The sequence below is a fragment of the Labrenzia sp. PHM005 genome (assembly GCF_006517275.1).
Taxonomy (GTDB): Bacteria; Pseudomonadota; Alphaproteobacteria; order Rhizobiales; family Stappiaceae; genus Roseibium.
The window spans coordinates 806,358-818,981 of sequence record NZ_CP041191.1; the positions used below are offsets into that span (position 1 = coordinate 806,358).

The following is a 12,624-nucleotide window of genomic DNA, read 5'->3' on the forward strand; positions in this document are numbered from 1 at the left end:
CTAGTCAGAACTCAAAACCGTGGCGAGATTAAATCCTCCAAACCCTGAGGACAGGCACATGGCAGAGTTAAACCGTCCGGACTCGGGGTTATCTAGCACATAGTTCAAATCCGGGAGCGTCGGCTGGACCAGTCCATGAATCGGCGCGATTTGACCTGCCTCCATCTGCAGGAAAGCCAGGGCAATTTCCACGGCACCAGCTGCCGCCACTCCATGCCCGAGTGCGGATTTTGGAGCCGTGACATGAACAGAATTGAGTAACTGGGCCACCAAAGCCTGGGCTTCTGCAGCATCGCCTCTCGGCGTCCCGGTGGCATGGGCTGAAATGAAATCGAGAGAACTAGGGGGAATACCGGCATCAGTCAAAGCTGCGGTGATGGCCTCTTGCAGCGCATTTTGTGACGGTTCAGGCCCGCGCGTCTGGGCCTGGACGCGGCCCAGGCCCGATATACGCCCATAGGACTGCGGGCCCAGATCACTCCTTGCCAAAACCAAGGCAGCGGCACTTTCACCAAACAAGAAACCGGTACCGGCTGCATCGAAAGGGCGGCAGCGCGGCTCTGGCATAAGATCACCGCTTTCATCTGAAAGATGCGGACCCATGGCTCCCAAATTGCGAAGCGCCTGCAATTCCAACCAGGACATATCCTGCAATGGCCCGATAACCAGGCAGATATCAAGCTCACCGGAGCGAATGGCGGCAGCTGCCAGATGAACTGCCAGCGCACCACTGGCCGAAGCCCCGCCAACGCTCATGATCGGGCCATCCAATACCAGTTCCTCACTGATCAAGGCGGCGACATCCGTATCCAGAAAACTGTGCCCCAGCCGCGGCGGCGCAAGGTTCGGCGAGGTATTAAGAAGTTTGTTGCGGATCAATTCCATTTCGCGTGACTGCAAATTGCTGCCGCCAAGGATCACACCCGTGCGGCCGGAGAGCCGGTGTTCTCCGGGGTCTCCAAAGCCCGCATCCTGCCAGGCTTCTGCGGCCACCGCTGCGCAGACCTGCCCAGTCAAGCCAGTGGTCCGGGACGCCCGCCGCGACAACACCTGAGGGACACTGTCTGGCAGCTCGATGCCAATGAAAGGGGGATTCCCGGCGACTTGGCGCCCTTCCCTTTCAAGTGGTCGAAACAGGTTTTTGCCAGTAAGCACCCCCTGCAGCGCGCTGGACTTGCCAAATCCATACCCGCAAGCCAAACCAATCCCCATACAATGCACAGTACGATCAGTCATGAGCTGTTGTTAGTTTGCCGTTCAGGAGATTTGCCAGAAACCTGGAATGCTCACCTTCAAGCATTGAAAGATGGCCTCCAGGAACCGGCTGGATATCCAAAACGCCCGCTTCAGCCGGCCACCCCCGCATAGCCGAAGAAATCTCTGCACCTTCCGCATGAAAGACAGACGCCGCAACGGAAACTGGCTCTGGAGTGTAGCCGTCAACGGCTTTCGCAATGTGTTTGTAATTATTGAAAAGCGTGAGGAGCACCTGAAAGTCTTCCCCCGTGTTTTCGGCCATATTTTGCAGGTATTTCTCCGGCGCGCCTTTGGGCTCAGCACTCGGCAGCTCCGCCGCGAGCCCCATATCCCGGGCAAATCCAGCGAGAAGCGCCTTTTCGTGATCATGCGGCTGGATACGATTGTCAATATGGGAAAGCACCGCAGGGGGATAAGAATCGATCAATGTCAGTGAGGCCAATTCGCCGCCCGACCGTTCTATCTGCCGCGCCATTTCCCAAGCGACAATACCGCCGCTTGACCATCCGGCGAGATGAAGCGGTGCCTGCCCTTGATCAAATTCAAGATCAGCCAGATAGGCTGTTGCGGCATCCGGGATCGAGTTCCACCGATCCAGCCGGTTCATTTCCAGACCGAGAATGGAAAATCTGGGATCCAGATGTTTCATCAAGGTCCGGTAACAAAGCAACGTCCCAACTCCGCCATGCACCAGTACAAGACCCGGACCAGACCCAGCTTGTAAATTCACCACAGATGAACGATTACCTTTGGCACGTTCAATCAGCACAGCTTGATCGGCCACTGTCGGTGCCTGGAATAGCTGCGCTACGGACAATTCAGCCCCAAGCCGCGAACGAATTTCTCCTGCAAACCGGATTAACAGCAGTGAATGCGCGCCCAATTCGAATATGTTCGCAGTCACCGGTACTGAGGGACAGTCCAACAGTTCAGCCCATAAGCTGGCCAATACTTTTTCGATCCTGCTGAGAGGACCCTCCGGTATTGATACTGATGGAGCGGGCGCCCCGTTCAACGATTGCCGATCCAGTTTCCCGGCAATCGTTTGCGGCAGAGCCGTGACAACTCGAATTTCACTTGGCCACATGTAATCTGGCAAACTGCTTTTAAGCGCCCTGGATATGGCAGCCGGCTCCAGATCCGGGTCCGATACTGTGACATAGGCCTGCAACGTGGTATCGGGCTTGCGATCCGACACCGTGACCGCAGCCCGCAGCACCCCGTCAATCCGCTCCAAACCGGCTTCGACCTCGGCTAACTCGACCCTAAAACCGCGAACATTGACCTGATTGTCACGCCGGCCAAGGAACTCAAGCTGTCCATCTGTCCGCCAGCGCGCCAGGTCACCGGTTTTATACAGCCGGTCTGCTTTACCTCCCGGCCCCGAGGAAAAACCGCCTTGTTTGTTCTGCGCTGCGATGTATCCATCCGCAAGACCGACGCCGCCGATTGCAAGCTCACCGATCAATCCGGCTGGTAAAGGCTGATCCGCAACATCTAGCACAAACACGTTTTCTCCTGGCAACGGCCGGCCGATCGGCAGACGTCTTTCGGGTCCGTCCATTTGTGCGCGGTAAACAAAAGCGGTACTTCCGATTGTCGTTTCTGTCGGACCATAAACATTAACAAGAGCCCGATCCGCCAAAGGACTGTCGCACCAGGTGCTAAGGGTGTTTTCGGTCAAGGCCTCGCCCCCGGTCACAACCGTGCGCAGACTTTGCAGCAGCTGCCAGTCATCACTCCGCCCAAGATCGCGCAGGACTTCATCCAGAAAAGCGGGCGGCAAATCCGCAACCGTAACCGCCCAGCGCTGCACGGCCTCTGCAAAGTCAAGCGCGGACCATAATCCTTCGGGGCGCATCACGACCGTGGCGCCACGAACCAACGTTGTCAGCCATTGTTCAAAAGCCGCATCGAAACTGGTTTCTACGAATTGCAGAACCCGGTCCTGGTCATTGACCGCAAAAAGGTTTGCCATCGCTTGAATATGATGAGCCAGGGCGTGGTGGGGCACTTGTACGCCTTTGGGACGCCCTGATGATCCTGACGTGAATAGGATATAAGCGGCAGCGGCCGGATCCTGAATGACCGGCGTTGGCAGCACGCCGGCCGTGGCCTTGCTGATTTCCGTTCTCTCATCCACGCGCATCTGACGAATGCTTAACAGGCTTGCCGTCTTTGCATCGGTCAACGCAAGGACAGGAGCTCCATCAGCGATCATGTCGTCCAACCGTGACGACGACTGGACCGGCGAAAGCGGCATGTGCACCGCCCCGACCCACCATGTGGCTAGAACCGCGACCAGCGAATTTGCAGAACGTGCCAAACAGCTTGCGACCACATCACCCGGCTGAACACCCGCATCGACAAGCCGGGCGGCAAGGTCACCAGCATTCTGTTCCAATGCAGCGTTTGTCAAAACGGTATCGCCGCAAATCACCGCAGGGGCATCGGGAGCCATCCGCACCTGAGCGCGCCAGGCTGGAATAAGCGCTTCGTCGGGTGCAGGCGGACCGCCATGCCCCCAGTCAGTAAGCACCTCATCATCCGCACCCGCCAGGGACACATCCACCAGAGCCCCTCCGGGATCCGCAAGGAAAGTTGAAAGGACTTTTTGATAAGCATCCGCCAAAGCAGAAACAGTATCGGATTTGAATTGCCTCGCATTATAGGCAAACCGGCAACGCATTCCTTCCGGTCCGGGATAAACCTCCAGAGCCAGATCCTGAACGCCCTGTTGGTCAATCCCGTCAACGACTGAGACCTCCAGCGATCCGCGGTCTGTGTTTTGGGGTCCGACCAGCGATTGAAAAGCAAACTGAACCCGCGGCATCAGCAAACGGCCGGTGCCGGATACTTCGCCCATCTCCGACAAAGGCAAATCCCCGTGCTCCAGCGCATTCAGCATTGTCTGGCGTGTTTCCCTCACCAAGTCGCGGATACTGACCTGATCTGACAGTCGGATGCGAAGAGGCAAGAGATTGGCGAAGTAGCCGACAGTATGATCGAAACTGCGATCGGGCCGGCCCAACACCGGCAAGCCGATAAGCAGATCATGGGACCCTGTCAAACGATGCAAGATCAGCACGAACGCAGCCATCATGAATTGCGCTGGCGTTGCCCCGTGTGCGGTCGAAGCTTCTGTAATACGCCGGGCTGTATCCTTGTCGATCCAAAGCACATGACTGCCGGCCTTTGAGGCGCACTCCAGGTCAGCATCCCAGTCCCCCGGCAGACACAGCTCGTTATGGCCCTCGAGCTCATCACGCCAGAAAGCACGGATGTTGGTTCCCCGTTCGCTGGTCAAGAGGCGTTCCTGCCAGCGCTGGAACGCATCAAATGAAGACCCAATTGGGCGTGGAAGGCGCACGCCCTGCAGCCGGGCTTCATAGAGCCTCATTAAATCATCAATCAGGATCATTGCGGATTGCCCGTCAAAGACGATGTGATGCACGCAAATGATCAAGACATGCCGGTCCGCCGCCTCCTGGATCAACAGGCTTCTGACCAATGGACCATTGGTAAGATCAAATGGCAGGCCTGCGAAGGCATGCAATTCGTTTTCGATCACGCTCGCAGGCGCGCCGGACAGGTCCAACTCTTCAATGGGATACGAGATTCCGTCCTGGACAATTCGTTGAGGCATTCCGCCGTTGGCCGTGAAAACGGAGGTGAGGACTGGATGCCGTTTAAGCAGATCCGCGAATGCCGCGCGAAGCATGTCCTTGTCCAGGCTACCGGCCAGCCGCAATGCCATCGGCACAGTGTAGCCAGCGTCGCCGGGTGTCTTCTGATCATGGAGCCACAATGCAATTTGCCCTTTGGTCAGCGGCAAAGCGGTGTTCACGGCGTCGGAGGTTCCTGGCTGCGCATGTTTAGGATTATCCATTGGCGCATAGCCGTCTTTCCCGGCAATCCGGGAAAGCAGCGTGGCCAGTGATTTGCTTTCCATGATGTCGCCCAGACCGACGGTTAGGCCACATCGGGCCTCCAAGGCTTGGCACAGCGGCATCAACATCACGGAGTTCAGCCCGTGATCCAACGCAGACCGGCGAAAGTCAATTTCCTCCGGGGCTATGCGCAGGTCGTTGATCAGATAATCCCGGATACAGGTTTCGGGGTCGGTAGTGTCAGAACGGGTGTCTGGCTCTAGCTGTGATACAGCCTCGCGCGCATCAATGCCGCCGAGCCAATAGCGCGTCCGGCGGAACGGATAGGCCGGCAGTGCTAAACGCTGCGCGCCCTCGGCCTGCAGTGGGGACCAGTTAAGTCGTGCACCGTGGACCCAGGCCACCGCCAGCTTCCTCAAGTTTCGGTGGCGCAACAGGAGTGACACTATTTCTGCGCCTGTCTTGCCTGTCAGCAGGCCGGAAAGGGCATCTTGACCAGTCATTGTATTGCCGGTGACCAGCCCATCCGCTTCCAGTCCTTCAGCCAGGGCCTCCAGTTGGTGCAGCAATGCGGGCACATCACGTGAAATCATTGCCGCACGCTGATCCAGCTGGCTGCGGCCGGTTTGCAGGGTCAACGCCAAATCCGCCATTCGGGTCTCAGGACGGGTTTCCAGATATGTCTTCAACCGTCCCGCCAAGACCCTCAAGTCCGCTTCATCCCGGGCCGAAAGCGGTATCAGATACTGATCCTGCGCAACTGCGGCCGGCGGCGCACTTGTTTTGGGAGGTTCTTCCAGAACCATGCAGGCATTTGTGCCCCCGGCACCCACGGAATTCAAAATCGCCCGCAATGGCTGGTTCGAGCCCCCACTGGCCGCATCTGACCCTATCGGGCGAGCCCAGGCTTGCAACTCCGATTGCAGCCGAAACGGCCCAGAGGAAAAATCTAGCTTAGGGTTCAACGCGTCAGTTCCGAGTGTTGGAACCAGGGTTTCCGCTTGCATCTGCAGCACAACTTTGGCCAGTTGCGACAAGCCGGAAGCGGATTCTGCGTGACCGATATTCGATTTGACCGAGCCAATCGCACAGAATTTCTGTTCCGGCGTCAAATCCTGAAAGGCTTGCCGAAAGGCGGCCAGTTCGATGCTATCGCCCATCGCCGCGCCATTTGCTGCAGCTTCCGCATAGGTGATAGTGTTTACCGGCACGCCAGCCTGGCGGATCGTGTCGCCAATCAATTTGGCCTGAGCGGCAACACTGGGCACACGGTAGCCGTTGGACCGGCCGCTGTGATTGATCCCGGTCGACTTGATCAGCGCCAGGACACGATCGCCTGCCGCCACTGCATCGTCCAACGGCCGCAGCAGCACCGCCCCCACCCCTTCAGCCGGCAAGTACCCGTCGCCATCGCGGAAACTGGTGCTGTCTCGGCGCGACCCTATGAACTGACTGGCTGACAGCCCGATGTATTTCTTTGGGTGGATCGAAACGTTGACGCCCCCAGCAATTGCCGCCCGGCATGCACCGGCCCTTAGGCTTTCGCAAGCCATATGGATGGCGACGATCCCCGAAGAGCACATCGTATCCACCGCCAAGCTTGGGCCATTGAGGTCCAGCACGTTGGAGACACGATTTGCGATCGAACTCGGTGACGACAAGACTGTCAACGCTTCGCGCAATGGATCTGAACGAACAGCGTGATATTGCTGGGTCATAGAACCCGCAAATACACCGACAGCGCTCTCCAGATCCACGCGCAACGCAGGACCCATGTAACCTGCCTTTTCCATCAGGGCCCAGGCGGTTTCCAGAAACAATCGTTCCTGCGGGTCGAGAAGTTCGGCTTCATCCGGCGTTATCCGGAAGAAACGTGCGTCAAACCCATCCACATCGGAAAGAAAACCACCCCATTTACATCGGGCTTTGCCTTCATATGCACCGTCTGGGTCAAACAAAGATTCGGCGTCCCAGCGATCCTTGGGCACTTCAGTGATACTGTTGCGCCCATTTACAAGATTATCCCAAAACTCCTCCAGATCTTCGGCACCAGGAAACCGTCCTTCCATTGCGATAATCGCGATATCACCGGAACCGGCAGATTGCGTGTCGGGTACGGCCGCTTCAGCGCGGACCGGTTTAGCATTGTTGTCAAGAAGCGGGTCTTCACTCGGCGCCTGATCTTCTGCCGTTCCCCCAGGAGCTGGTTCCAGAAGGTCCACGGTTGGCTCAGGCACATGTAAAGCCTCCATCAGGGACTGGGATGCCAGATCTGTTAACGCGCCGGCAGCAGCTTCAATTGTCGGATTTTCAAAAAACAGTGTGGCCGGCAAAGGCCCGGTCACGGTTTCGATCGACGCGGTCAGGGCCATGATTGCCACCGAATCCACGCCGTAGTCCACCAACGGAACATCCGCTTCCAGCCGCTGCGGCGAGATACGCAACACCTTGGCAAGTTCTTCTGCCAGATACTCCTCTACAGCATCTTGCAAGTGGAAGCTGCTTGGCGGCGGCGCGGGTTCAGGCCCAGCGGGGGCGCCAGCCGGCTGGCCTGCGTCTGCTGCTGCGATCAATGCCGCCAAACGGTCACCGTCGCCTTCCAGAACCATAGTTTGCGGCCATCCGGCCCTCACGATCCTATCCAGAGCTTCCAATCCCCTGGCTGTGGAAAGGGGAACCAATCCTGCGCCGTCGCGCATCGCATTAACCGCCGCAGCGTCAAGCGTCATGCCGCCGTCCGCCCAGTAAGGCCACGCTACTGAAAGAGCCATTCCCCTTGGCCCGCCAGGGCTTAGCGCACGGCGGTTCCGTTCCTCGACGTATTGATCAAGGTAAGCGTTGGCCGCCGCATAATCGGCCTGGCCTGGATTTCCCATCGTTCCGGCGATGGACGAAAAGACAAGAAAAAGATCCAGATCCAATCCGTCCGTAGCGCGGTCAAGATTGGCAACACCTGTTACCTTTGGCGCAAAGACTCGGCGCAGATCTTCTTCGGTTTTGCGCAAGATCAACGCATCCGACAGCACGCCGCCACAATGAATAACCCCATGAAGCGATCCCTGATCCGTCGTCTGGCGGATCATAGACCGGACCGCCGCTGCATCACCAAGATCTGTTGCAAGATAGTCCGCATGGGCCCCCTTGCTCCGCAGTTCTTGCAGCAAAGCGTTTTGTTTGGGACCAGATGGGGACCGGCCGGTTAAAACCAGTGAAACCCGGGACAGTGTCTGTGCCAAATGGCGCGCCACAATGGCGCCCAGTCCGCCGCAACCACCGACAATCAGGTAACGTCCACCTTCCCTCCATCCCCCGCCGGGCTGTGCATCGGCTACGTCCTGTTCCTCTTGCCAAGTCAGTGCTTGCCAGCGCCCGTCTTTTTTGCGCAAACGAGACTTGCCGGGCCAGGCAGCAACAGCTTTGAGATCGGCCTCCAATGGACCGGAGGCCGGATCATCGGTGTCAAAGCACAGAACCTGACAGGTCAAACGTGGAAGTTCACGTGCCGCGCTGTCGAGCATGCCGGCCAATGCTGCGCTCTGAGAATAGGAAGCCGGCAATACCACCTGATAATGAACTTTCTGATCCGAGCTCTGCAGCGCCAGTTCCTTCAGATCCCGCAACAGGGCCAGCGCCTGGTCTGTAAACGTGTTGGGATCCGCTGGATCGCTGGCTGGAAGGGCAAGCTGAGCGTGCTCCTGCAAATTTCTCATTGGCCCGATATGAGCGACACGGCGCAAGGCCGGGTCAATAGACGGCGCTGTCAGCGGCAAGTCTTTCCACTGCGGACGCAACAACAGCAAATCTGTATGTAACACCGAGGTGTGCCCGGTCGATTTGGCTTCAAGTGCTCTGGTTTCGGTCGTCTTGGCTGTTGTTGCCGCAGTCCGCAACGCAATGGGTGCTGGCTGAGCCGTGGTATCAGGCCAATAAATCTCGCGTGCAAATGGATAGGTTGGCAGGCTCAGCCGCCGCGCTTCGCCGCCATAGATTTTCCGCCAATCGTAAACTGTACCTTGCATCCAGCCGTCCAGAAGAACTTCGGCCGCAAGACCATCGGGATTCTCCACTGTTGGATTGCTGACAACCCGTGCACGCCCGGAGCGAACCGGACCGTCACGTCCGGCCAAGAATTGGCGTAAATACCGTGCCAACTCCTCGACAGTGCTGACTTGCACGCCGATGCGGTGCGGCATTGGTTCACGGCCAACCTGCAGGGTGTAGGCCAGATCACGCAACGAAGTCTCCGCTGGTGCATTTTCGGCCCAATCAGCGAGCGCGCAGGCATAGGCCTTGAGCCGGTCTTCCGCCTTTGCAGACAGAGTGATCAGAACAGGCCCATAAGAATATGGTTCGACGGACGGAGGGGGGCAGTGTTCCTCGACTACCAAATGAGCATTCGACCCACCCGCACCGAAGGAAGAAACCGCAGAAACGCGAGGCAGTGTTTTACCTTCATGCACCGGAGCGTCCCAGGTACGCAGGCTTGTATTCACGCGAAACGGAGTTGCTGCAAAATCGATGTTTGGGTTGAGGGTCTCAGCATGCAAAGACGGAGCAATTTCGCCAGCCTTGAGCTGCAGGAGCACTTTGGTCAGCCCTGCCAGTCCGGATACGGCCTCGCCATGGCCGATATTGGATTTGGCTGAGCCGATCCAGCACGGCCCCTCCAGAACCGGCCCATACCCGTCATTCAAACCCTTGATCTCGATTGGATCGCCGAGTTTGGTGCCGGTTCCGTGGGCTTCGACATAGCCGATGGCCCGCGGGTCTACGCCGGCCTCCCTCAGAGCACGGGCAATGACATGATGCTGCGCCTCTGGATTGGGCACCGTATAGCCGTTGGCGCGCCCTCCGTGGTTCAGCGCGCTCCCCTTGATCACACCATAAATATGGTCGCCATCCGCCTCCGCGTCTGCAAGGCGTTTCAGCAGCACAACGCCTACGCCTTCTGCAGGGACGTAACCATCGCCCTCACTTCCGAAACTTTGGCACCGCCCATTGCTCGAAATGAACTGGCCCTTGCTCAAAAGGCTGTATTTGTTGGGATGCAGATTCAGGTTCACGCCGCCGGCAAACGCCATCCGGACCCGTCCAAGAGCCAGATCCGCGCAGGCCAGATGGATCGCCGTAAGTGAACTGGAGCACATGGTGTCAACCGCCATACTCGGACCATGCAGGTTCAAGGCATAGGACACACGATTGGCAACACCTGCATAATAACTGGCCGTACTCATTGGCTCACCCGCCAGACTGCCTTGCAATCCAAGAAGCTGGTATTCGCCGTACATGACACCCGCATAGACACCAACCTGTCCCGGCAGGCCATCTTCGTCCACCGACTGGGCCTGGAGATCCCCAGGGCGGTAACCGGCGTCTTCCATTGCGGTCCAGGCATGCTCCAGGAACAACCGCTCTTGCGGATCCATGGCTTCGGCCATGCCAGGTGAAATGTTGAAAAACAACGGATCAAAGGCCGCCACATCATCAATAAACCCGCCCCACTTCGAAAAGTGAGCGTCGATGCGGCTGCGGTCGGTCGAGAAGTAATCTTGCCATTTCCACCGGTCCGCCGGCACTTCTGTAATGCCGTCGCGGCCGTTGCGCAGATTGTCCCAAAAGCCAGCGATGTCGTAGGCCTGCGGATAACGCCCGGCAAGACCAATCACGGCAATATCCAACCCGCCCGTTTTGGGCTCTGTCCGCGGTTTGGCCGCGGCATCAACGCTGGCAGGCGTCCCGGCCGCTCCCCGACCCTTCCGCACAACTGTGGTCAGCGACGGGCCGTGCGCCTCGATAAAGTGGTCCAGGACAGCCCCAAGGGTCTGATGTTCAAAAAAGAGGGTCTTGGAAAGCGTTCCGAACTCTTTTTCCAGAACCGCCGTCAGTTCCATGACCATATGCGAGTCGAAACCGTAGTACTCCAGTGGTTCATCCAGATCGATTTCGTCCGGTGGACAGGCCAACGCTTCAGAAAGAAGCCGCTTGAAATAGGCGGCAGCAGCGTCCTTCAGGCCGTCCTGTGCCGGAACGTTCACTGGATCTTGAGCGCCCAAGGCTTGATGGGCGGGGGTCTTTCCGGCCTCGGGCAGCGCTACCCGCCGGGTGGAAAAGCCGTTAATCCGGGTCAAGACCTGCCCTGACTCATCACAGAGGGCAATGTCGATTTTTTCAATCCCGTGCGCGGCCGAGGCGACACTTCGCCGCTCAAGATGAACCCGCATGCGGCTTTTGTTGGCGGTCAGACACTGCAGGCTTTCGATCGCAAAGGGCAGGGCCAAGTCACCGCTCTGCTCTTCCCCGGCCAATCCGAATCCGATTGCCGCCTGCAGAGCGCCATCCATAAGGCTGGGATGCAAGACGAACGGTTCCACTGCAGATCCGCAAATCTCCGGCAAGGACAAGTCCGCCACGACACGCGATCCGTCGGAGACCAGCCAATTCAGGCATTGATGTCCTGGTCCGTAGTGCAAACCGGCCGTCTCAAACAGCGAATAAATCTCGTTGGACGGAATACGCCGGCCAGAGGGGATAGCGTCGTTATTGATGATTTCCGGCGGCACTTCCGGCAGGTGCGCGATTGCCCCGCGGCAATGCAACCGCTCACCTGAATCACCGTGAGACAGAATCCGGAAAGGATACTCCTGCCCCGGACCAGGAGAACCCAAAACCACCTGCAGCGTCTGCGGTTCGGAAATGACCGCCGGCTGCACCCAGACCACGTCTTTCAAGGCAAGGTCGCGTGATTGCAAATGCAAACACCCGGCGCTGCGCGCCAATTCCAGATAAGCCACACCCGGAAGCACCGGCTGCCCCTGTACTATATGATCGCGCAGAAAGAACTCATCTCCGGATAGCGAAACCTCAAACACCCCATCAGACTTGCGAGTCAGCGCCATGCCGCTTGGTAGGCTTGTGTCCTTGATCTGCGGAACCGCAGCTGAGGGTTTCCCGTTCAACGTATCAAACCAGATGCGTTCCTTTTTGAAGGACGTCCCCGGCAAAGGCACGCGCCGTAGATCGCGTCCGTCCCTTTCAGCCTCCCAATCATACGCTGCGCCGCCAACCCAAAGCCGCGCCAGCTCTTCCAGAGGCACGTCCTTCGGAGATTGGGTGACCTTGTTGTGTCTTCTGGTTTTATAAGGAACCCGTCCGTGCCAAAACCCGTCTTGACCGGTGAGGTTGTCCCGGGTCGCCGCTAAGATGCGCAACCGGTCTACCAATTCCTTCAAGGATTGCGCCGCGAATGCGACACGTTCCGTCATTGCATCACGGCCCGCCCGCAAGGTGAATGCGATGTCCCGCAGCAGCGGGGCAGCTTCCATTCCGGAATGCTCCGGCAGCGACTGAAACGCGCTGCTTATCTCCCGGATGGAACCGGCGCGATGCACGAGATCATGGTCAATGGTCAGGCCGAGAACCTTTTCCACCGACCGGCGCAACAACGGGCGATGCACCGGTTCGACCCCCAGATCATCGA

The 12,624-nt window shown here is 58.1% G+C and carries 2 protein-coding genes (1 of these 2 cut by a window edge); both read right to left on the reverse strand.

All coding sequences use genetic code 11. The features are described from left to right. The gene (locus tag FJ695_RS03620; protein ID WP_141184173.1) at positions 1 to 1,236 is read right to left on the reverse strand and encodes a beta-ketoacyl synthase N-terminal-like domain-containing protein; all 1,236 of its coding nucleotides are present in this window, start codon (positions 1,234 to 1,236) and stop codon (positions 1 to 3) included. Next, positions 1,229 to 12,624: the 3' portion of a non-ribosomal peptide synthetase gene (locus FJ695_RS03625; protein ID WP_168206253.1), read on the reverse strand. Its footprint extends 6,397 nt past the window's final position; 11,396 of the gene's 17,793 nt are visible here — the last part of the coding sequence; the start codon falls outside the window, past its right edge; its stop codon occupies positions 1,229 to 1,231. Before FJ695_RS03625 ends, FJ695_RS03620 begins: the two co-directional genes overlap by 8 nt.

Coding starts and splice junctions, on each gene's coding strand:
- FJ695_RS03620 (WP_141184173.1), bottom strand. CDS start 1,236: ATGACTGATCGTACTGTGCATTGTATGGGGATTGGTTTGGCTTGCGGG.